The organism is Mesorhizobium sp. M1143, assembly GCF_040318435.1.
In the GTDB taxonomy this organism is placed as follows: domain Bacteria; phylum Pseudomonadota; class Alphaproteobacteria; order Rhizobiales; family Rhizobiaceae; genus Mesorhizobium.
Genome location: NZ_JAMYMJ010000005.1, coordinates 117,075 through 136,279 on the forward strand (window position 1 = coordinate 117,075; position 19,205 = coordinate 136,279).

General features: G+C 62.9%; 24 protein-coding genes. 13 read left to right on the forward strand and 11 right to left on the reverse strand.

Annotated features, from left to right (window positions below; all coding sequences use genetic code 11):
- Positions 1–9: 9 nt before the first annotated feature.
- Both NKH35_RS06395 and NKH35_RS06400 read right to left on the reverse strand, forming a co-directional pair.
- Positions 10–1,179, reverse strand: coding sequence for an AI-2E family transporter (locus NKH35_RS06395; RefSeq protein ID WP_023703805.1), 1,170 nt, complete (start codon positions 1,177–1,179; stop codon positions 10–12).
- Between the two features lie 110 nt (positions 1,180–1,289).
- Entirely contained in the window at positions 1,290–2,351 is a 1,062-nt protein-coding gene (locus NKH35_RS06400; protein ID WP_023752352.1) for an LLM class flavin-dependent oxidoreductase, read from the reverse strand.
- A gap of 234 nt (positions 2,352–2,585) precedes the next feature.
- Here NKH35_RS06400 and NKH35_RS06405 point away from each other — a divergent pair, with 234 nt between their 5' ends.
- Positions 2,586–3,014 carry a DUF6481 family protein gene (locus NKH35_RS06405; protein WP_023673205.1) on the forward strand — a complete coding sequence of 143 codons (429 nt, stop codon included), beginning with the start codon at positions 2,586–2,588 and terminating at the stop codon, positions 3,012–3,014.
- 87 nt (positions 3,015–3,101) lie between these two features.
- On the opposite strand, the gene sugE is transcribed toward NKH35_RS06405, so the two are convergent.
- Complete coding sequence (sugE, locus tag NKH35_RS06410) at positions 3,102–3,416, reverse strand: quaternary ammonium compound efflux SMR transporter SugE (RefSeq protein ID WP_023681326.1); 315 nt, start codon at positions 3,414–3,416, stop codon at positions 3,102–3,104.
- A 213-nt stretch (positions 3,417–3,629) separates the two neighbouring features.
- On the reverse strand, positions 3,630–3,755 hold the full coding sequence (locus NKH35_RS06415; protein ID WP_006200611.1) for a hypothetical protein: 126 nt from the start codon (positions 3,753–3,755) through the stop codon (positions 3,630–3,632).
- 213 nt (positions 3,756–3,968) lie between these two features.
- Between NKH35_RS06415 and NKH35_RS06420 the strand changes: the two genes are divergently transcribed.
- The 4 genes from NKH35_RS06420 to NKH35_RS06435 all read left to right on the forward strand — a co-directional run bounded on the left by NKH35_RS06420 (position 3,969) and on the right by NKH35_RS06435 (position 7,212).
- The gene (locus NKH35_RS06420) at positions 3,969–4,778 is read left to right on the forward strand and encodes a transglutaminase-like domain-containing protein (protein WP_023752351.1); all 810 of its coding nucleotides are present in this window, start codon (positions 3,969–3,971) and stop codon (positions 4,776–4,778) included.
- 110 nt (positions 4,779–4,888) lie between these two features.
- Positions 4,889–5,842, forward strand: coding sequence for a cation diffusion facilitator family transporter (locus tag NKH35_RS06425; RefSeq protein WP_023703803.1), 954 nt, complete (start codon positions 4,889–4,891; stop codon positions 5,840–5,842).
- A gap of 77 nt (positions 5,843–5,919) precedes the next feature.
- Positions 5,920–6,324, forward strand: a complete 405-nt coding sequence (locus NKH35_RS06430; protein ID WP_023728810.1) for a GFA family protein — start codon at positions 5,920–5,922, stop codon at positions 6,322–6,324.
- A gap of 81 nt (positions 6,325–6,405) precedes the next feature.
- A complete protein-coding gene (locus NKH35_RS06435) occupies positions 6,406–7,212 on the forward strand; it encodes a class I SAM-dependent methyltransferase (RefSeq protein WP_352913827.1) in 807 nt (268 codons plus the stop codon).
- A 61-nt stretch (positions 7,213–7,273) separates the two neighbouring features.
- Here NKH35_RS06435 and NKH35_RS06440 read toward each other — a convergent pair whose 3' ends face one another.
- Positions 7,274–8,527 (reverse strand): DNA recombination protein RmuC, encoded by a 1,254-nt coding sequence (locus tag NKH35_RS06440; RefSeq protein WP_352913828.1) that lies wholly within the window; start codon positions 8,525–8,527, stop codon positions 7,274–7,276.
- Between the two features lie 103 nt (positions 8,528–8,630).
- Between NKH35_RS06440 and def the strand changes: the two genes are divergently transcribed.
- The 6 genes from def to truA all read left to right on the forward strand — a co-directional run bounded on the left by def (position 8,631) and on the right by truA (position 12,227).
- Entirely contained in the window at positions 8,631–9,161 is a 531-nt protein-coding gene (def, locus tag NKH35_RS06445; RefSeq protein ID WP_023732764.1) for a peptide deformylase, read from the forward strand.
- Positions 9,162–9,258: 97 nt separating this feature from the next.
- A complete protein-coding gene (locus NKH35_RS06450) occupies positions 9,259–9,546 on the forward strand; it encodes a hypothetical protein (RefSeq protein ID WP_023696043.1) in 288 nt (95 codons plus the stop codon).
- On the forward strand, positions 9,543–9,968 hold the full coding sequence (locus NKH35_RS06455; protein ID WP_023732763.1) for a type II toxin-antitoxin system VapC family toxin: 426 nt from the start codon (positions 9,543–9,545) through the stop codon (positions 9,966–9,968). Before NKH35_RS06450 ends, NKH35_RS06455 begins: the two co-directional genes overlap by 4 nt.
- 38 nt (positions 9,969–10,006) lie before the next feature.
- On the forward strand, positions 10,007–10,957 hold the full coding sequence (gene fmt / locus NKH35_RS06460; RefSeq protein ID WP_023703799.1) for a methionyl-tRNA formyltransferase: 951 nt from the start codon (positions 10,007–10,009) through the stop codon (positions 10,955–10,957).
- Positions 10,954–11,460 carry a GNAT family N-acetyltransferase gene (locus tag NKH35_RS06465; protein ID WP_352913833.1) on the forward strand — a complete coding sequence of 169 codons (507 nt, stop codon included), beginning with the start codon at positions 10,954–10,956 and terminating at the stop codon, positions 11,458–11,460. Before fmt ends, NKH35_RS06465 begins: the two co-directional genes overlap by 4 nt.
- 11 nt (positions 11,461–11,471) lie before the next feature.
- The gene (gene truA / locus NKH35_RS06470; protein WP_023732762.1) at positions 11,472–12,227 is read left to right on the forward strand and encodes a tRNA pseudouridine(38-40) synthase TruA; all 756 of its coding nucleotides are present in this window, start codon (positions 11,472–11,474) and stop codon (positions 12,225–12,227) included.
- Here the strand turns inward: truA and NKH35_RS06475 are convergent.
- Both NKH35_RS06475 and dapE read right to left on the reverse strand, forming a co-directional pair.
- A complete protein-coding gene (locus NKH35_RS06475) occupies positions 12,224–12,829 on the reverse strand; it encodes a hypothetical protein (protein ID WP_023752348.1) in 606 nt (201 codons plus the stop codon). The genes truA and NKH35_RS06475 overlap by 4 nt on opposite strands.
- A 2-nt stretch (positions 12,830–12,831) precedes the next feature.
- The gene (gene dapE / locus NKH35_RS06480) at positions 12,832–14,022 is read right to left on the reverse strand and encodes a succinyl-diaminopimelate desuccinylase (RefSeq protein ID WP_023732760.1); all 1,191 of its coding nucleotides are present in this window, start codon (positions 14,020–14,022) and stop codon (positions 12,832–12,834) included.
- Positions 14,023–14,137: 115 nt separating this feature from the next.
- Between dapE and NKH35_RS06485 the strand changes: the two genes are divergently transcribed.
- Entirely contained in the window at positions 14,138–15,151 is a 1,014-nt protein-coding gene (locus tag NKH35_RS06485; protein ID WP_023732759.1) for a 2-dehydropantoate 2-reductase, read from the forward strand.
- A 58-nt stretch (positions 15,152–15,209) separates the two neighbouring features.
- Here the strand turns inward: NKH35_RS06485 and NKH35_RS06490 are convergent, their stop codons facing one another.
- Genes NKH35_RS06490 through dapD form a run of 3 tightly spaced genes read right to left on the reverse strand, consistent with a single transcriptional unit; the run spans position 15,210 to position 17,257 of the window.
- A complete protein-coding gene (locus NKH35_RS06490; RefSeq protein WP_023732758.1) occupies positions 15,210–15,980 on the reverse strand; it encodes a hypothetical protein in 771 nt (256 codons plus the stop codon).
- A gap of 21 nt (positions 15,981–16,001) precedes the next feature.
- Positions 16,002–16,406 (reverse strand): DUF805 domain-containing protein, encoded by a 405-nt coding sequence (locus tag NKH35_RS06495; RefSeq protein ID WP_081725464.1) that lies wholly within the window; start codon positions 16,404–16,406, stop codon positions 16,002–16,004.
- Positions 16,403–17,257 carry a 2,3,4,5-tetrahydropyridine-2,6-dicarboxylate N-succinyltransferase gene (dapD, locus tag NKH35_RS06500; RefSeq protein WP_023696035.1) on the reverse strand — a complete coding sequence of 285 codons (855 nt, stop codon included), beginning with the start codon at positions 17,255–17,257 and terminating at the stop codon, positions 16,403–16,405. The genes NKH35_RS06495 and dapD overlap by 4 nt, the downstream gene beginning before the upstream one ends.
- Before the next feature lie 148 nt (positions 17,258–17,405).
- Between dapD and NKH35_RS06505 the strand changes: the two genes are divergently transcribed.
- A complete protein-coding gene (locus NKH35_RS06505) occupies positions 17,406–18,251 on the forward strand; it encodes an LOG family protein (protein WP_023681343.1) in 846 nt (281 codons plus the stop codon).
- Positions 18,252–18,339: 88 nt separating this feature from the next.
- On the opposite strand, the gene NKH35_RS06510 is transcribed toward NKH35_RS06505, so the two are convergent.
- Positions 18,340–19,050, reverse strand: a complete 711-nt coding sequence (locus tag NKH35_RS06510) for a pyrimidine 5'-nucleotidase (protein ID WP_352913839.1) — start codon at positions 19,048–19,050, stop codon at positions 18,340–18,342.
- Between the last annotated feature and the right edge of the window lie 155 nt (positions 19,051–19,205).

Consider the following 19,205-nt stretch of genomic DNA (forward strand, 5'->3'; position numbering starts at 1 on the left):
GCGGCAAGCTTATGCCGCTGCCTTTCCGTTCTCTTCGGCCGCTTCTTCCTCCACCACGGCCGTCTGCTGTGCGGCGAGAAAATTGCCGACATGGCTGAGGCCATCGAAATGATCGCAGAATACTTTGACGACGACCAGCAGCGGCACCGCCATCAGCGCGCCGACAAAGCCCCAAAGCCAGGACCAGAAAGCGATGGCGATGAAGATCGCCACGGCGTTGATCTCGAGGCGTCGGCCGACAACCATCGGCGTAACGAACTGGCCTTCGACGATGTCGCACAAAAGCACGAAGCCCGGCGCCAAAAGGGCGTAGGAGATCGAGTCGAAGCTGATCATCGCAATGACGCTGACCAGCACGATGGTGATCAGCGCGCCGACATATGGCAGGAAGTTGAGCAGCGCCGCCATCGTTCCCCAGACCAGCGGGTTGGGCATGCCGAGCGCCCACAGGCCAAGGCCGATAACCGCGCCGAGACCGGCATTGATGACGGTGACGGTGAGCAGATAATGCGAGATTTCGCGCTCGACGTCATAGACGACGCGCAAGGCCCGCTTCTTCTCGCTGAGGCTGGCGAAGGACTGGATGATCTTCTCATAGAACATCGTGCCCGACGCCAGCAGGAACAGCGACAGCACGAAGATGATGGTCAGGCTTGTCCCCGCCGACAGGACGTTGCTGGCGGCGGCCGACAGGACACCGGACTGCGCCATCGCCACCTTCTGGATGCCCGGCTCCTGCGAGGTCTCCGTCATCTGCTCGATCTGATGCGAGATCTGCATGATCCTCTCGAGCGGACGCCGCAATTGCGCCAGCCGTTCGGTAAGTTGTTGGCCGATCGACGAGGTGTTGTTGAGAAGGTCGATGACCGGGCCGCTGAGCAGATAGCCGGCAACGCCGAAGACGCAGATCGACAGCACGACCAACATTGTCGCCGAAACCACTTCCGGAATGCCGCGCTTGCGCAGGAAGCGCACGATTGGTGTCAGCGTCAGCGTCAGCAGGAAGGCGAGGATGACCGGCATGAAGAAAGCACGCGCGAAATACAGCGCGTAGATGGCCATGAACAGGAAGATCCCGATGAGCAGCGAACGCATCAGATGCGTGTCGGCACGCGCCACAACTCTCGCCTCTTCGGTTTCGGCAAGGCCAGCACCCAAAGCGGCGGGTTCGGCTTTCATGATTTTCCCTCAGCGGCGCACCGCAATTGGTGCATTCCGACGACGGAAACGCCTCTGCAAGCCCAAGGTTCCGTTAGCCGGCAAGGCCCTCAATCCGGGCCGCCCGTCGCTCAGGCGGCTGGCGCTGCGACGGCGACGCCGGGCTTGGCGGTCTCCTTGCGCACGATCGGCGCCACCTTGGTGCCGTAGAGTTCGATCGCCTTCATGATCTTGGTGTGCGGCATGGCGCCGATCGCCATCTGCAGCAGAAAGCGGTCATTGTTGAAGATCTTGTGCTGGGCGACGATCTTTTCCGCCACCTGCTCCGGATCGCCGACGAACAGCGCGCCGTTCGGACCACGCGACTGATCGAAATGCGCCCGCGAGGTCGGGCCCCAGCCGCGCTCGCGGCCGATGCGGTTCATCACTTCGGCCTGCGGGCCATAGAAATCGTCGGCCGCCTGTTCAGTGGTGCCGGCGATGAAGCCGTGCACATTGATGCTGGTGGCAAGGCACGAGGGGTCGGTACCGGCCCGCCTGGCGGCATCGCGATAAATGTCGAACAGCGGTGCAAACCGCGCCGGCTCACCGCCGATGATGGCCAGCGCCAGCGGCAGGCCGAGCACGCCCGCGCGCGCCGCAGATTGCGGCGTTCCACCTATTGCGATCCAGATCGGCAATTTGTCCTGCAGCGGCCGCGGATAGACGCCGCGGTCATTGATCGACGCGCGCAGATTGCCGGACCAGGTGACTTTGACGCTGTCGCGTATGGCCAGCAGCAAATCGAGCTTTTCGGCGAACAACTCGTCATAGTCCTCGAGATTGTAGCCGAACAGCGGGAAGGATTCGATGAACGAGCCGCGCCCGGCCATGATCTCGGCCCGGCCGCCCGACAAAAGGTCGAGCGTTGCGAACTGCTGGAAGACGCGCACCGGATCGTCGGAGGACAGCACGGTGACCGCGCTGGTCAGCTTGATGCGCTTGGTGCGTTCGGCGGCAGCGGCCAGCGTCACCACCGGCGCGGACGCGGCATAGTCGGGGCGGTGATGTTCGCCCAGACCAAAGACGTCGAGGCCGACCTGGTCGGCCAGCTCGACCTCCTCGATCAGATTGCGCAGCCGCTGATGCGGGCCGATCGCGCCGGGGCCGGGCTCCGGGCTGACGTCGGCGAAAGTGTAGAGACCGAGTTCCATGGCATGTCATCCAAATGTTCTGATTTGCCGCTAGAGGTAGCGGCGAGCCGCCCCGGCCGCCAGAGGGGCGGATAGTGAACAGTGCATGTCGGTTTCGGCCGGCTTTGTTTCAGGGAAAACGCGTCTCCCGGCTGCAACAGCATAAACTTTCATGGCTGGCATACCGTTTTGGCGCTTGAACTCTCGGTTTTCGCGCGTATGTAAGCGTCGCGAATTGACTTCAGGGAAGTGGACTTGGCTATCTACAGGGAAAAAGACATTTTCGAGCGGCGCAATGCCGCGAACGAGGCAAAGAAGGCGCTTCTGGAGCGCTTCAAGTCAAAGCCGGCGGCTGATGATCCTGCGGTTCTGGCCAAACAGGCCGAACGCAAGGCGATTCTTGAGGCTCGCGAAATACGCGAGGCCGAAAAGGCCAGGCTGAAGCAGGAAAAGCTGGCACGCGAGGCGGTCGAGAAGGCCGAGCGCGAGGCAGCAGCCGAAGCGGCGCGAATTGCGGCCGAAGAGGCAGCGCAGGCTGAAGCGAAGATCAAGGAAGCCGAAGAAAACGAGCGCATTGCCCGTTTGCTGGCCGACGAAGCCGAACGCAAGGCCAAGCGCGACGCACGCTATGCGGCCCGCAAGCAGCGTACCGGCAGGACGCCTCCGGGCTTCTCCGCCCGCTAACGCTTCGATCGAAACGATCGACATCAGGGTCGCCTTGCAGCGGCCCTGAAGGCGTTTGCCTAATTTAAGGATTTGATGCCTCGGAGCTCAGGCGGCGAGCTTCAGCCCCATAATGCCGCAGACGATGAGCGCGATGCAGGCGAGCCGGATGGCCGTCGCCGGCTCGCCCAGCAGCCAGATGCCAAGCAGCGCCGTGCCGACCGTGCCGATGCCGGTCCACACCGCATAGGCCGTCCCGACAGGCAGCGTCTTGAGCGCCAGGCCGAGCAACCCCAGGCTGATGATCATCGAGGCGACGGTGAGCACCGTCGGCAGCGGCTTCGAGAAGCCGTCGGTGTATTTGAGGCCGATCGCCCAGCCAATTTCGAACAGACCAGCGAAGAACAGAAAAATCCACGACATCGGGATGCACTCCTTCCATGAGGATGGCGGGGCGTCCCGGCCGGACTTTTGAGAAAGGCGCGAGGTCGTCCTCGCCGCTTCGGTATAAGCGGCTGCGCCGGTCGGATCAACAAAACACCGGCAGCATCGTTCATGCCGCCGGTGTCAAAATCTGCGCCGAAACGGTTTGCCCGGATCTCAACCGTCCCTAGATATTGACGACCTAAGGCGGGCTTACTTTTCCTTGAGCCTCATCGCCTTCACGGGCGGCGCCTTCAGCGCCGGAGCCGCGGCAGGCTTCTTGGCGTCTTTTTTCGGCTTCCGAGCTTCCTTGCCCGCCTTCATCGCACCTTTAGCCATGATTCGTTCCTCCAGTTGCTGGGAGGCCAAGTGAAACAAGAGAAACGCCGGACTGCAAGAGGGCTGGCGTCTGTCGCCGGCGCCGGCGGGCCGCTTTCAACCGGTTTCTAATTTGCTCGCAAACCATTGCGGTCCGTGCCATGGTTGTCTTCGCACTGCAGCATCGGCCATGCCTTCGCCCGGCGATGATCAGGCGGTGCGGTCAGGACGACAATGCGAATCCGCATCGGCAGCGAGATGAGTTTCGATTTTCCGCAGGAAACGCCGCTGATCGCGATGCTCAATGTCCACTACTCCAGGGCCTCCGATCTCGAGCGCCCGGATTTCCTGACCTCCAACCCGCCGGTGCCGATCCAGAGCTACCGCGACAGTTTCGGCAATTGGTGCAACCGTTTCGTCGCCCCGCCCGGGCGCTTCACCTTCGGCACCGATTCGGTAATCCGCGACCCCGGCACGTTCGAGATGGGCGACCTGATGGCCTGGCAGCACGAGGTGCGCGATCTGCCGTCGGACACATTGCTCTTCCTGTTGCCGAGCCGCTTTTGCGAGAGCGATCTGCTGGCCAGCGAAGCCTGGCGGCTGTTCGGGCATACGCCGCTTGGCATTGCGCGCGTCCAGGAGGTCTGCGACTTCGTCCACAACCACATCGTCTTCAGCTACGGCAATGCGCGGCCGACCCGCACCGCGGCGGAAGCCTATCGCGAGCAAAGCGGCGTCTGCCGTGACTTTGCCCACCTCGCGGTCACCTTCTGCCGTGCGCTCAACATCCCGACCCGCTACTGCACCGGCTACATCAGCGACATCGGCCTGCCCAAACCTTGGGCGAGCATGGATTTCGCAGCCTGGATGGAGGTCTATCTCGGTGGCCGCTGGCATGTCTTTGACCCGCGCAACAATTCGCCACGCATCGGCCGCATCCTGATCGCGTCGGGTCGCGACGCCGCCGACGTGCCGCTGACCCACATCTTCGGACCGGGCACGCTGGCTGGTTTCAAGGTGTGGACGGACGAGATCATCGAATAGGGGCGTCTTTCCGCAAGCTGGCCTACAAGACCCTGAACGACCGGGCGATTCGTGCGTTGTGATGCCTGTGGAGCTCAGGGGCGTTACATCAGGTTCCTTGGAGGGACAGCATGGCAGCACATGGCGGGTCGAAGACGGTCATCTACGCGGCGCTCGCCGGTAATCTCGCTATTGCTGTGACCAAATTCGTCGCCGCCTTCTTCACCGGCAGCTCGGCGATGCTGTCGGAAGGCGTGCACTCGCTGGTGGATACCGGCAATGGCGGGCTGCTGCTCTACGGCATGCACCGCGCCGCCCGCCCGCCGGACCGCACGCATCCGCTCGGCCATGGCCGCGAGCTGTATTTCTGGAGCTTCATTGTCGCCCTGCTCGTATTCGCGCTCGGCGCCGGCGTGTCCTTCTATGAAGGCGTCGTCCACATCATGGCGCCTGAGCCGGTCGCCAATCCCAAAATCAACTACATCGTGCTGGGCCTCTCAATGCTGTTCGAGGGCAGCTCCTGGTACGTGGCGCTGAAGGAGTTCCGCCAGCAGAAGGGCAAGCAAGGCTGGCTGCAGGCCGTGCAATCGAGCAAGGATCCGAGCGTCTACACGATCCTGTTCGAGGACAGCGCCGCCCTGCTCGGTCTGTTCGTCGCCTTCGCCGGCATATTGGCGGCCGAACTCCTCGACATGCCCGAACTCGACGGCGTCGCCTCGATCGGCATCGCGATGATCCTCGGCGCCACCGCCATCTTTCTGGCGCGCGAAAGCAAGGGATTGCTCATCGGTGAGCCGGCCTCGCCGGAAGTGCAGGCCAAGGTGCTGACCATCGCCCAGCAGGATCCGGCAGTGCAGCGGGCCAACGGCGTTCTCACCGTCCATCTCGGCCCTCGACAGATCGTCGCTGGGCTGAGCATCGAATTCGAGGACCATCTGACGGCGCCTGAGATCGAAGCCTGTGTCGAGCGCATCGAGGCGCTCTTGAAAAAAGAAATGCCGGAGATCACCAGGCTGTTCGTCAAGCCGCAGACGACCGGAACTTGGGAGCACCGGCGCAAGCAGGTCGAGGCGGCGTCGGACTAGTTCTGGACCAGCAGTCCACCGTTGGCCCCATCGCCTGGTCCCGCTAAGATCACTCGACGGAATTCGGAGAATCAACCATGAAAATCGATGGTGGGTGTCATTGCGGCGCCATAACTTATGAAGCAGAGGTCGACCCGGAAAAGACCTCTATCTGTCATTGCACCGACTGCCAGCAACTGACCGGCACCGCCTTTCGTGTCACTGTTCCAGCGCCTGAGGATCATTATAGGATCACCAAGGGAACACCGAAGGTTTATATCAAGACGGGATCGAGCGGCGCCAAGCGTGCCCAGGCGTTCTGCGGCGACTGCGGTTCGCATCTTTACGCAACGTCGGTTGGCGACGGGCCGAAGGTCTATGGGATCAGGGCGGGGACCGCGCGGCAACGCGAGGATCTCGTTCCGACCCAACAGAAATGGCACCGATCGGCCCTGCACTGGCTTCCGGAATTCGAGGGCGTAAGCATCGTAGAGGCGCAGTAGCACCTGCCTCCCGGTTAAACGCGGCCCAAACCAGCCAATAATGTGCTAGGCTAGCCATCAAACGGATGGCGGGGGATAGCAATGTCGGAAACGGACAAAGTGTTTGCCGGCTCGATTCCGGAAAACTACGACCGCTACATGGTGCCGCTGATCTTCGAGCCGTTCGCCGCGGATTTGGCACGACGGGCAGCGTCCTTGTCGCCCGGCGCCGTCCTGGAAGTCGCCGCCGGCACCGGCGTTGTCACCCGCGCATTGGCTCCAAAACTGTCTCCCGACGCAAGCTATGTCGTGACCGACCTCAACCAGCCTATGCTCGACTACGCGGCCTCGCGACAAGCTCCCGACAGTCGTATACAATGGCGTCAGGCGGATGCTCTGGCGCTGCCGTTCGAAGATGCAGCTTTCGATCTCGTTTGCTGTCAGTTCGGTGCGATGTTCTTTCCCGACCGAGCCGCCGGCTATCGCGAAGCAAAGCGGGTCCTGAAGACCGGCGGCCATTTCCTGTTCAACGTGTGGGATCGCATCGAAGAGAATGTATTCGCCAATGATGTGACGAATGCTCTTGCGGAGATTTTTCCGAACGATCCGCCCCGCTTTCTCGCCCGCACGCCGCACGGCTACAATGACATTGCATTGATCCGCGGCGAGTTGGAAGCCGCAGGTTTCTCCCGTGTGGTGATCGACACGAGGGCCGAACAAAGCCGTGCCCCCTCGCCGCGCCTTCCGGCGGTTGCCTATTGCCAGGGAACTCCGCTTCGCAATGAAATCGAGGCCCGAGGAAAATTGGAAGCCGCAACCGATCACGCCGCGTCCGTAATTGCAGCCAGACACGGCAGCCGCGAGGTTGCGGCCAAGATCCAGGCGCACGTGATCGTGGCTACGGTCTAATGCATGGCGCCCAGAAGTGTGCCGCGGTTCTGGGACAACGACATGCATCAAAACAAAGACTTTAATCGTCGCCTTCGACGACACGTAGCCTGAGCTGCCCCGTCTTGGAATCCGCCACCCGCACCCCGGCTTCGGCCTTGGCGGGTCCGCCACCGCGCACTTCGGCTTCGCTTTCGCCAAACTCCAGCGCTTCGATCTTTTGGCCGCGCTTGGTCACCTTCGAGGTCGACACCAGTATCTCGTCGATATCCTTGGCCGACTGGCCAAAATGCGTCTGCAGCCGGCGCACGCGTTCGTCGACACGCGCGACGTCCTCCATCAGCCGGATCACCTCGCCCTGGATCAGATGCGCCTGTTCGCGCATGCGGGCGTCCTTGAGGATGGCCTGGATGACCTGGATCGACAGCATCAAAAGCGACGGTGAGACGATGATGACACGCGCCCGGTGCGCCTTCTGGACCACGGCGTCGAAATTCTCGTGGATTTCGGCGAACACCGATTCCGACGGCACGAACATGAAAGCGGTGTCCTGCGTCTCGCCCTGGATCAGGTATTTTTCCGAGATATCGCGGACGTGAATTTCGATGTCGCGGCGGAAAGCCTGGGCCGCGATCTTCTGTTGTTCGGCGCCATCGGCGGCGCGGATGGCGTTCCAGGCTTCCAGCGGAAACTTGGCGTCGATGGCAAGCTGCGGCGCACCGTTCGGCATCCTGACCAGGCAGTCGGGACGGCTGCCGTTTGACAGCGTTGCCTGGAACTCGTAGGCGCCCATCGGAAGGCCGTCGGCGACGATCGCCTCCATGCGCGACTGGCCGAAGGCGCCGCGCGTCTGCTTGTTGGACAGGATCGCCTGCAATTGCACGACCTGGCCGGCCAGCGACTGAATGTTGCCTTGCGCGGTGTCGATGACCGCCAGCCGTTCCTGCAGTTTGGCGAGGCTCTCATGCGTCGATTTGGTCTGTTCGGTCATGGTTTGGCCGAGTCGGCCGGTCATGGCGTCGAGGCGCTGGCCGATCGACTGGTTGAGTTCGGCCTGCCTTGCGCCGAACACGTCGGCGATGGCGCCCATGCGGCCCTGCATCTCGGCCTGGCTTTGCAAAATGCCGGCCATCCGCGCCCCGGCGTCGCGGGCGTGGTCGGCGGCTTCCGCCGCGGCGATGGTGCGCGCCTTGGCCGATCGCCACAGCGCCACGACAAGCGCCAGGAACAGGCCGAGAAACACCAGCGCGCCGATGGCCAGTGCATGGCCGATCGTGATCGTCGTCGCGCCAAGCCGGGCAACGGGTTCGGAAAGGATGGTGCTCAGGTCGTTCATCCCGCCAGCATAGCCGATTCGCAGACCTGGCACAGATCAAAACGTGAACGAGACCGATTCGCACCGGTTGACGCTTCTCCTGCGACGTTTTAGGTGAGGCGCCATGTCGATCAAGCCGCTCATCATCCTTCCCGATCCTATCCTGCGCCAGGTTTCCAAACCGGTCGAACGCGTCGACGCGCCTTTGCGCAAACTGACCGACGACATGCTGGCGACGATGTATGATGCGCCGGGCATCGGCTTGGCCGCAATCCAGATTGGCGAGCCGCTGCGCATGCTGGTCATCGACCTCGCCAAGGAAGACGAGCCGCCGGCGCCGCATGTCTTCATCAATCCCGAAATCCTCGAAAGCGCCGACGCTCGCTCCGTCTACGAGGAAGGCTGCCTGTCGATCCCGGACTATTACGCCGAGGTCGAGCGTCCCGCCTCGGTGCGCGTGAAATATCTCGACCGCGACGGCAAGCTGCAGGAGATCGAGGCCGAAGGCCTGATGGCGACCTGCCTGCAGCACGAGATCGACCATCTCAACGGTGTGCTGTTCATCGACCACATCTCGAAGCTGAAGCGCGACATGGTGGTCAAGAAGTTCAAGAAGCTCGCCAAGGACAAGGCGCCGGGCAAGCTGGTGGGATAGCCCTGCTTTCGGCGGCTCGCACAACATCCCTCTCGACCCGCCCCTATTGAGAGACGCTTCCTTGCGTGATATCATTGATATCAGACTGGAGACTCCGATGGGCGATATGTTGATCAGAGATATTCCCGAGCCGTTGAAGCGTGAAATCGAGCATGCGGCACGCAAGGGCGGCCAAAGCCTCTCGATCAAGGCGATCGATTTATTGCGAAAAGGCATGGTTGCGGAAAAAGAAGGCAAGGCCGAGCCTGGACTCACGGCTTGGGATGCGATTCGCGCTGCCTTCGCCTCGGAAAATGCAATCAGCGACGAATTTGCGCAGATGATGGATGAGATCGAAGCGGAACGGAAACGCGACTTTGGCCGCACCATTGAGAATTTCGAGTGATAATCCTCGATACCAATGTCGTCTCGGAAGCGAGCCGGCCCGCGCCCGATCCAAACGTCGCTAAGTGGTTTCGCAGACAGGACCTGCTCGACCTCTATCTCTGCGGTCCTGTTGTCATGGAGCAGTCCTTTGGAGCCGAAAGGTTTCTGAACAAGACCGGCTCGGACCGCCACGTCCGTGCACTTGACCACCTGGTTTCGAAGCAGTTTTCGGGACGTGTCGTCGAATTTGCCGGTCCCATTCCCCGTCTGGCGGGCAAGCTCCGGGCAATGCGGGAAACTATCGGCCGGCCGATCAGCCTTTCCGATGCCATGATCGCTGCCATCTGCCTGTCGCACGACGCTATGCTGGCGACGCGCAATATTAAGGACTTCGAAGAGCTTGACCTCAAGATCGTAAACCCGTTTGAAGCAGACGCTTGAGCGGACTGCCGCGCGCAGAACAGGATACTGGACGAAAAATGCCGCTTCGCGTCATCTTCATGGGCACGCCGGAGTTTTCGGTGCCGGTGCTGCGCGCGATTGCCGAGGCCGAGCACGAGATAGCAGCCGTCTACACCCAGCCGCCGCGCGCCGCCGGCCGCCGCGGTCTGGAGCTGACACCGTCGCCGGTGCAGCGCGAGGCTGAGCGGCTGGGCATCGAAGTGCGCACGCCGCTGTCGCTGAAGGGCGAGGGCGAGCAAGCTGCTTTCCATGCGTTGCGTGCCGATGTCGCAGTCGTCGTCGCGTATGGTTTGCTGTTGCCTAAGGCTATTCTGGAGGCTCCGCGCCTCGGCTGCCTCAATGGCCACGCCTCGCTTTTGCCGCGTTGGCGTGGTGCAGCTCCCATCCAGCGAGCCATTATGGCCGGCGACGTCGAAACCGGCATGATGGTGATGCGCATGGAAGAGGGCCTGGACACCGGTCCGGTGGCACTGGTTGAAAAATGCGCCATAGAGCCCGACATGACGGCCGGCGATCTGCACGACCGCTTGATGAATATTGCTGCCACGCTGATGGTGGAAGCGCTGTCCCGATTGGAGACAAATACCCTGGCATCGACTTTGCAGGCGGCTGACGGGGTGACCTACGCCAGGAAAATCGATAAGTCGGAGACACGTGTGGACTGGACGCGCCCGGCTGCGGAGGTCCACAATCACATTCGCGGCCTGTCGCCATTTCCCGGCGCCTGGTGCGAGGCCGACATCGGCGGCCGCACGGAACGGCTGAAACTGCTTCGCTCGACGCTTTTGGAAGGCACGCTTTCTGAAAGCATGGGCGAGTCGGGAGGAATTCTCGATGACCGGCTGACGGTCGCCTGCGGGTCGGGCGCGGTCAGGCTGGTCGAAGTTCAACGGGCGGGCGGAAAGCCCGCTGCCGCGCAGGAGTTTCTGCGCGGGGCCAAGATCGAAAAAGGAATGAAGTTCTCATGAGCATGATGTCGATACGCGGCGCGACGCCGCGGGACCGCGAGGCCATACGCCTGGTCGAGGAACACGCATTCGGCCAGCAGGCGGAGGCCGGGCTGGTCGACGCTCTGGTCACCGGCGGCGACGCCGTTGTCGAACTGGTGGCGGAAGAAGACGGCCAGGTGGTCGGCCACATCCTGCTTTCCAGGCTGTTCGTCCAGAACGGCGGCAAGCAGTTTGCAGCCGTGGCGCTGGCGCCGTTGGCGGTGGAACCTTCGTTCCACGGCTCGGGCATTGGCGGTGCGCTGATCCGCGAGGCGCATATCCGCCTCAGGGATGCCGGCGAGACGCTCGCCGTTGTGTTGGGCGATCCGGCCTATTACGGCCGCTTCGGCTACAATCATGCGCGCGCCGAAAAGTTCGAGAGCGAATATCAGGGCGAAGCGCTGCAGGCGCTGGCCTGGGGTGACGCACCCGAAAAAGGCAAACTGGTCTACGCCCAGGCCTTTACCGCACTCGCCGCCTGAACGAAGGGTGTATGCCGCGTTTTCGTCTCGATATCGAATATGACGGCAGCCTCTTCGCCGGCTGGCAACACCAGGCGGATCAGCCTTCGGTGCAGCAGGCGATAGAGCAGGCGATCGAGAAATTCTGCGGTGAGGCGGTGCGGATACGCGCCGCCGGCCGCACCGACGCCGGGGTGCATGCGACCGCCCAGGTGGCGCATGTCGACCTCGCCAAGGCATGGCCAAACGACAAGGTGCGCGACGCCGTCAACGCGCACCTGCAGGCGGCAGGCGCGCGCATCGCCATCCTGCAGGCGACGGTTGTCCCCAATGAGTTCGACGCCCGTTTCTCGGCCACCGGACGGCACTATCTCTACCGCATCCTCAACCGGCGCGCGCCTGCAGCGATGGAAAAGGGCAAGGTCTGGTGGGTGCCGAAGCGGCTCGATGCGGACGCCATGCACGAAGCGGCGAAAGTCCTGCTCGGCCGACATGACTTTACCACCTTCCGCTCGACGCAATGCCAGGCCAACAGTCCGGTGCGGACGCTGGAGCTGCTCGATGTAAGCCGCCAGGGCGACCTGATCGAAGTCAGGGCCTCGGCGCGCTCTTTCCTGCACAACCAGGTGCGCTCCATGGTCGGTTCGCTGAAACGCGTCGGCGACGGCGGCTGGACCGCCGCCGACCTCAAGGCCGCGCTCGCGGCGCAAGACCGCGCCGCCTGCGGCCAGGTGGCGCCGCCCGACGGGCTTTTTCTCGTCGGTGTAGACTATCCGGAAAAGTTCTAAGCCGGAGCGGCGGTCGGCACAGTGATGCCGAGCAGCGCCACCAGGCCGAACAAGACGGCCAGAGACACCACCAACATGCCTGCGAACACGGCACTGCCGACAGCCGCGCCCTTGCCGATCGCGGCGTTGGTCATCCGCCAGGTGAGTACCAGCGACAGCACCACCAGAACCAGCCACACCAATTCGGCAACCGGGTTGTCGGACGGCAGGAAAAGCCTGATCAACGCTGAAGGCAGCAGCATCCAGGCGGTGATCGCGGACGCCCAGTTGCTGGCGACGACATAGTGGACGAAGCGGTCGCCGATGCCGGCGCGCGATGCGACCAGGGCAAGCACAACCAGGGGCAGCAGCCACGAGCCGATGTCGACGGTCGCCAGGCGAATCAACATGCCCAGCCGCCCGGCGAACGCATTGGGGTCGCCGATCTCGTTGGCCGTGCCGACCCAGCCGACGATCATCGCCGGCGCGGCGACGACGATGGCGAAGAAGGAATTCCAGAAGCCGTCCGCCGAAAGGTCGAGCAGCCGCAAGCCGTCGGCCTTTCCGAGCATCAGCCGCCAGGCGCCGTTAAGCGATGAAGAGGTCTCGTCAACCGAAAGCATGATCAGCCCTGCTCGAACCAGTCATCGATGAAGCGCTGGTAGATTTGGGTCAGCGTCTCGAGGTCGGCCAGTGCGACGCGCTCGTCGACCATGTGCATGGTCTTGCCGACGAGGCCGAACTCGACCACCGGGCAATAGTCCTTGATGAAACGCGCATCCGAGGTTCCGCCCGAGGTGGACAGCGCCGGCTCCTTGCCGACCGTCGCCTTGATCGACCCGCGCAGCGTCCCGATCAGCTTGTCGTCGCGCGTCAGGAAGACATGGCTCGGCCGGTCGCGCCAGATCAGCTCGTAGTCGACCGGCGTCTTGCCGGTCCGGTATTTCTTGCGCTTCGCCGCCTGGTCGAGGCGGTTATGGATCTCGGCCTGCACCGTCTCGGCAGTCCATGTGTCGTTGAAGCGGATGTTGAAGGTGGCTGTCGCCTTGGCCGGAATAACATTGGTCGCCGGGTTGCCGACATCGATCGAGGTCACTTCCAGATTGGTCGGCTGAAAATCCTTCGTGCCCTTGTCGAAGACGGGCGACAGCAAGGCGTCGACCAGGCTGATCAGGCCGCGCACCGGATTGTCGGCGAGCAATGGATAGGCGACATGGCCTTGGCGGCCGTTGACCGTGACACTGCCCGACATCGAGCCACGCCGGCCGATCTTGATCATGTCGCCGAGCGTGTCCGGATTGGTGGGCTCGCCGACGATCGCGGCGTCCCATTTCTCGCCCCTGGCCGCCGCCCAGTCGAGCAGTTTTGTCGTCCCGTTGATGGCCGGCCCCTCCTCGTCGCCGGTAATCAGCAGCGAGACCGAGCCTTTCGGACCACCCTTGTTCTCGACATGGCGCGCCACGGCAGCGATGAAACAGGCAATGCCACCCTTCATGTCGACGGCGCCGCGGCCGTACATCTCGCCCTTGGCGATCTCAGCGGCAAAGGGCGGATGCGTCCACGACGCCTCGTCGCCCGCCGGCACCACGTCGGTATGGCCGGCAAACATCAGATGCGGCCCATTGCCGGAGCGGCGCGCGTAGAGGTTCTCGATGTCGGGGGTGCCGTCTTCGGAAAACACCGGGCGTTCGACGGAAAAGCCGAGCGGCTTCAGCATGCCTTCCAGGGCAGCCAGCGCGCCGCCCTCGGCGGGCGTTACGGAGGCGCAGCGTATGAGGGTCGCGAGGTTGGCGGCGGGATCGGTCGGCAGTTTCATGGGCAAAGCGATAATCGAAAGCGAAAGGCCTGTCACGGCCAGAGATGATGACCGGTCCTGCCGCCGACATTATGGTTTTCATGTCGTATAGTGCAGGCCAACACGAGATAATCGCATGGCCAACGCCGAAAAGACCATCGTCATTGCCGGCGCCGGCAGCATCGGCTGCTATGTCGGCGGTTGCCTGGCGCTGGCCGGACGCAAGGTGGTGTTTTTGGCGCGGCCAGGCATCGCGACGGCCTTGCTGGACGGTGGCCTGCGCATCACCGATCTCGATGGTCGCGACCGATCCATCCGGCCGGAGTCCGTCACCACCGATCCCGCCGCTGCCCTCGCCAGTGCCGACGTGGTGCTGGTGACGGTCAAGAACGGCGCTACCGAGGAGATGGCGTCGCTTGTTGCCGGACATGCGCGCGGCGATGTCGTGGTGGTCAGCCTGCAGAACGGCGTCGGCAATGCCGACCGGTTACGCGCCGGGCTCGGTGGACGGACTGTGCTCGCCGGCATGGTGCCGTTCAATGTCGTCCAGTCGGCCATAGGCAATTTGCCGCTTCACCTGCATCGCGCCAGCGACGGCAAGGTCATGATCGAAGATGGCGTGACCGGCCTTGCCGGCCTTCTCGATGTCGAAGGGCTTGGCGTGGAAACCCATCCCGACATGAAAGCCGTTCAGTGGGGCAAGCTGCTGATCAACCTCAACAACGCGCTTGTCGCATTGTCCGGCCTGCCGCTGGCGAGCGAACTTGCCGATCGCCGCTGGCGGCGAATCCTGGCCGGTCAGATCGACGAGGCCCTGGCGGCGATGAAGGCGTTACATATCGCGCCGGCGCGGATCGGCGGCTTGCATCCCGTCCTGCTGCCGAAACTGCTCCGGCTGCCGGACTGGCTGTTCCGGCTGGTCGCCCGCCGCATGCTCGCCATCGACCCGCAGGCGCGCTCGTCGATGTGGGACGACCTCCAACGTGGTCGGCCGACCGAGATCGGTGACCTGCAGGGGGCCGTCCTGAACCTCGCCGAAAAGGCCGGCACGCCGGCGCCTCTGCTGAAGCGGGTCACCGTGCTGGTGCGGCAGGCCGAGCGGGAAAAGCGCGGCTCACCCGGGCTGACGCCGGAAACCGTCACTGGATAGTCTACTTGCCGCGAGCCTCGGGCCTTGGCCCGCAAAATAGGCGCGTGGGCCCGCCGCGTCACAGCTTTGGTGCGCGCCTCGGAGCCGGCGCTTTGCTCGCCGAGCCTGGCGCCGGCAGGGGCTGCGCAGCCGGGTGGTTCTCGATCAGCGTGATCTTCTGCCAGATCTTGCGCGACAGGTTGGACGCCAGGTTCTCGACGTCGTTGACGCCGTCGATGACCACATCGTCATTGACGGACTGCGCAAACAGCGCCGCGATCTTGCCGGTGATCGACAGCATCTCCGAGCAATAGTCGAGGTAGCGCGCCAGGTCGGCGGCATTGGTGATGCGCGCCGGCGAATGCGCGGTCGGCCTGAAATTGGCGGACAATGCCGCCGGATCCTTGGTCAGCTGGTGCATGTCGATGACATGGATCAGCGATCTCAACCCATGCAGCTGGCGAAACACCCGCTTGCGCTTGATGCGCTCCTCGGTGCGGATTAGCGCCAGCAGGCCAAGCACGGCAAGGATCATCATGTTGATCGTGGCTTCGATGCCTTGCACCGACTGCACCGCATCGTCGGCCTGCGAGATATGGATGAGCGGCAGGATGGTGCCGACGAATAGGAAGATCAGCGCGCCGGCGGCAACAGCGGCGACGATGGCGCCGCGCAGCCACCAGATCGGCGCTTCCAGCGCCTGCGCCGCCTTGGCCAGGTCGCGCGACAGCGACACCAGTTCGGCGGCGACGCCGCGCAGGCCGGCATCGGGAAAACGCTCGGCGACGCGCTCTTCCAGCCGCTCGGCGGTGTCGATGATCAGTTTCGGATCAAGCGTGCGGTAGCGCATGGCGAGATATCCGGTCGGCGCTCATGGTTCAGCCGGCGCGTTGCTGCGTTTGCCGTAGCGGTTCGGACCGGGGTCACCGCGGAAACACGCTAGAACGATGAGAAGAATGGGGCCGATGATAAGAGAGATCAACGCGTAATAAGTCGGCTTGCCGAAATCATGAAACCGCTTTGCGGTTACCGCAAAGCTCGACCATGTCGAGATCAGCAAAACGACCCAGAACACAAGTGCCCAGTTCTGGCTGGTTGCGGTGCCGGGTTCCAGTCTCGACAACTGGTAGAGCGGGAAAAACTGTGCAAGCACCAGCAGCAGCCCGGCGAGCACGTAGGCACTTGGGCTGACGCGCCCTGAGAGGCTGAAGAAAAGCCAGGGAAGTGGTGGTGTGTTGGGCAATCTGGAGCGCTCTGGTTGCTCGGACAGGATCAATCACGCAGCAGTTCGTTGATCGAGGTTTTCGAGCGGGTCTTGGCATCGACGCGCTTGACGATGACGGCGCAGTAGAGGCCAGGGCCCGGCTCGTTGTTCGGAAAGGCCTTGCCCGGCATCGAGCCGGCGACGACGACCGAATTCGGCGGCACCTCGCCATAAAACACTTCGCCGGTGGCGCGGTCGACGATCTTGGTCGACTGGCCGATGAACACACCCATTCCGAGCACCGAGCCTTCGCGCACGATGCAGCCCTCGACCACTTCGGAGCGCGCGCCGATGAAGCAATTGTCCTCGATGATGGTCGGGCCGGCCTGCATCGGCTCCAGCACCCCGCCGATGCCGACGCCGCCCGAGAGGTGCACATTCTTGCCGATCTGGGCGCAGGAGCCGACCGAGGCCCAGGTGTCGACCATGGTGCCGCTATCGACATAGGCGCCGACATTGACGAAGGACGGCATCAGCACCGCGCCCGGCGCGACATAGGCAGAACGGCGCACGATCGAAGACGGCACGGCGCGGAAGCCTGCCTTCTCGAAGTCGACCGCGCTCCAGCCGTCGAACTTCGACGCCACCTTGTCCCACCAGACCGCCTGCCCGGGGCCGCCCTTGATGATCTCCATCGGATAGAGCCGGAAGGAGAGCAGCACCGCCTTCTTCAGCCACTGGTTGACATGCCATTTGCCATCCGGCTGGCGCTCGGCGACCCGCACGGTGCCACGGTCGAGCAGGTCGAGTGAGGACTGGATGGCGTCGCGCGTTTCGCCACGGGTCGCGGTCGAAATCGTGTCGCGCTCCTCGAAGGCCTTCTCGATGGTCTTTTCGAGGCTGGCCAGATCAGGCTTCGACATGAATTCGCTCCGTTACCACGCTGTTAAGGCCGTCGGCCTTAACCTTGTTTTGAAAGTCGCGCGGACCCTATGTTAAGGCGTATTGGGGGTCAATCGCGGGTGCGCCATGGGACGGCGCAAGTGAACTGTTGGGACGGGTAGAAAGCATATGACTCCTATGGAAAAGGCGGGATGGACGCCGCTGCCGCATTCGGACGAGGATCTGGAGCGGTCGAAAAGCGTGCCCGACACGCCGCAGACTCGCGCCGAAACCTACCGGCTGGCCTGGAACGATCCCGACTTCATGACGCGCCGGGAATTGCGCGCTGTGCGCTTGCAGCTTGAGCTCTTGAAGCCCGAAATGATCCTGGCCGAGCGCGGCATCCGCTCGACGGTCATCCTGTTCGGCGGCGCGCGTATTCCCGAGCCCGGCGGCGAGGCCTGGGCCGCCAAGAACGAGACGCAGAAGAAAAACCTCGAGGAAAACAGCAAATACTACGAGGAGGCGCGCAAATTCGCCCGCCTCTGCTCACAGCAATCGGCCACGTCCTACTACCGCGAATTCGTCGTCGTCACCGGTGGCGGCCCAGGCGTGATGGAGGCGGGAAATCGCGGCGCCGACGATGTCGGCGCGCCGTCGATCGGCCTCAACATCGTCCTGCCACACGAGCAGGCGCCGAACGCCTATGTGACCCCGGAGCTGTGCTTCAACTTCCACTATTTCGCCATCCGCAAGATGCATTTCGTCATGCGCGCCAAGGCCGTCGCGGTGTTTCCGGGCGGCTTCGGCACCATGGACGAATTCTTCGAGACGCTGACGCTGATCCAGACCGGCCGCATGGAGCGCGTGCCGGTGATCCTGTTCGGCAAGGCGTTCTGGCAGCGCGCGATCGACCTCGATTTCCTGGCCGAACAAGGCACCATCACGCCCGGCGACCAGGATATCATCGACTTTGTCGACACCGCCGACGAGGCCTGGGGGATCATCAGCCGCTTCTACAAGTTGGGGGAGTAGGGGAACCGGGAATTGAAGAACTGAAGAATTGAGGAAAAGGAGGTCCGGATCGGTCTCCCTTTCACCAGTTCTTCAATTCTTCAGCTCCTCAATCCTCTACCCCCTCCACTATCCCCGTCAGAAACGTCGCGAGATCGTCGGTGACGAAATCGACGTCGTCCTCATTGGCCGGATCGCGCTCCCAGATCTCGGCAAAGGTCGGCTCGAAATTGCGCGGCACCACCAGCACCGTGGTCATGCCCAGTGATTTCGGCACCTCGAGGTTGCGGGCGAGATCCTCGAACATCACCGCATTGTGTCCGGTGACGGCGTGCAGTTCGGCAAACTTCTCATAGGTCTGCCGCGACGGCTTCGGCGTCAGCCCGGCGGCGACGATATCAAAAATGTCGTCGAAATGGTCGAGTATGCCGAGCTGGCGCGCGGTGCGCTCGGCGTGCCTGCGGTCGCCATTGGTGAAGATGAACTTGCGGCCGGGCAGCTGGCGGATAGCGGTGCCCAGCACCGGATCCGGCACCAGCCACGAATAGTCGATATCATGCACCTTTTCGAGAAAGTCGTCGGGGTCGATGCCGTGACGCGTCATCAGCCCGTTCAGCGTCGTGCCATATTCCTGATAGAGTTCCTTCTGCAGCTTGCGCGCTTCCTCGCGCGGCAGCGTGAGCAGTTCTCCGACATAGGCCGTCATCTTGACGTCGATCTGCGAAAACAGATTCGAATGGTGCGGATAAAGCGTGTTGTCGAGGTCGAACACCCAGTCGGTGACATGGGCGAAGCGGGCGGGATCGGGCAGCGTGGTCATGGCGTGTTATGGCATGAAATATCTGCCGTTCGAACCCCTTTCTGATGTAGAGCTTATCCACAACCTATGTGCATCTAGAGTTGTAAAAATGGGCTCACCATTCAAATTTTAGCCATCACGGAAAGGTGGCCTTCAGGGCTTGCTGGCACAGAGAC

What these genes read in the sequence shown, in the direction of transcription:
- NKH35_RS06395 (WP_023703805.1), bottom strand. Translation starts at nt 1,179, where the DNA reads ATGAAAGCCGAACCCGCCGCTTTGGGTGCTGGCCTTGCCGAAACCGAA.
- NKH35_RS06400 (WP_023752352.1), bottom strand. Translation starts at nt 2,351, where the DNA reads ATGGAACTCGGTCTCTACACTTTCGCCGACGTCAGCCCGGAGCCCGGC.
- sugE (WP_023681326.1), bottom strand. Translation starts at nt 3,416, where the DNA reads ATGTCGTGGATTTTTCTGTTCTTCGCTGGTCTGTTCGAAATTGGCTGG.
- NKH35_RS06415 (WP_006200611.1), bottom strand. Translation starts at nt 3,755, where the DNA reads ATGGCTAAAGGTGCGATGAAGGCGGGCAAGGAAGCTCGGAAGCCGAAA.
- NKH35_RS06420 (WP_023752351.1), top strand. Translation starts at nt 3,969, where the DNA reads ATGCGAATCCGCATCGGCAGCGAGATGAGTTTCGATTTTCCGCAGGAA.
- NKH35_RS06425 (WP_023703803.1), top strand. Translation starts at nt 4,889, where the DNA reads ATGGCAGCACATGGCGGGTCGAAGACGGTCATCTACGCGGCGCTCGCC.
- NKH35_RS06430 (WP_023728810.1), top strand. Translation starts at nt 5,920, where the DNA reads ATGAAAATCGATGGTGGGTGTCATTGCGGCGCCATAACTTATGAAGCA.
- NKH35_RS06435 (WP_352913827.1), top strand. Translation starts at nt 6,406, where the DNA reads ATGTCGGAAACGGACAAAGTGTTTGCCGGCTCGATTCCGGAAAACTAC.
- NKH35_RS06440 (WP_352913828.1), bottom strand. Translation starts at nt 8,527, where the DNA reads ATGAACGACCTGAGCACCATCCTTTCCGAACCCGTTGCCCGGCTTGGC.
- def (WP_023732764.1), top strand. Translation starts at nt 8,631, where the DNA reads ATGTCGATCAAGCCGCTCATCATCCTTCCCGATCCTATCCTGCGCCAG.
- NKH35_RS06450 (WP_023696043.1), top strand. Translation starts at nt 9,259, where the DNA reads ATGGGCGATATGTTGATCAGAGATATTCCCGAGCCGTTGAAGCGTGAA.
- fmt (WP_023703799.1), top strand. Translation starts at nt 10,007, where the DNA reads ATGCCGCTTCGCGTCATCTTCATGGGCACGCCGGAGTTTTCGGTGCCG.
- NKH35_RS06465 (WP_352913833.1), top strand. Translation starts at nt 10,954, where the DNA reads ATGAGCATGATGTCGATACGCGGCGCGACGCCGCGGGACCGCGAGGCC.
- truA (WP_023732762.1), top strand. Translation starts at nt 11,472, where the DNA reads ATGCCGCGTTTTCGTCTCGATATCGAATATGACGGCAGCCTCTTCGCC.
- NKH35_RS06475 (WP_023752348.1), bottom strand. Translation starts at nt 12,829, where the DNA reads ATGCTTTCGGTTGACGAGACCTCTTCATCGCTTAACGGCGCCTGGCGG.
- dapE (WP_023732760.1), bottom strand. Translation starts at nt 14,022, where the DNA reads ATGAAACTGCCGACCGATCCCGCCGCCAACCTCGCGACCCTCATACGC.
- NKH35_RS06485 (WP_023732759.1), top strand. Translation starts at nt 14,138, where the DNA reads ATGGCCAACGCCGAAAAGACCATCGTCATTGCCGGCGCCGGCAGCATC.
- NKH35_RS06490 (WP_023732758.1), bottom strand. Translation starts at nt 15,980, where the DNA reads ATGCGCTACCGCACGCTTGATCCGAAACTGATCATCGACACCGCCGAG.
- dapD (WP_023696035.1), bottom strand. Translation starts at nt 17,257, where the DNA reads ATGTCGAAGCCTGATCTGGCCAGCCTCGAAAAGACCATCGAGAAGGCC.
- NKH35_RS06505 (WP_023681343.1), top strand. Translation starts at nt 17,406, where the DNA reads ATGACTCCTATGGAAAAGGCGGGATGGACGCCGCTGCCGCATTCGGAC.
- NKH35_RS06510 (WP_352913839.1), bottom strand. Translation starts at nt 19,050, where the DNA reads ATGACCACGCTGCCCGATCCCGCCCGCTTCGCCCATGTCACCGACTGG.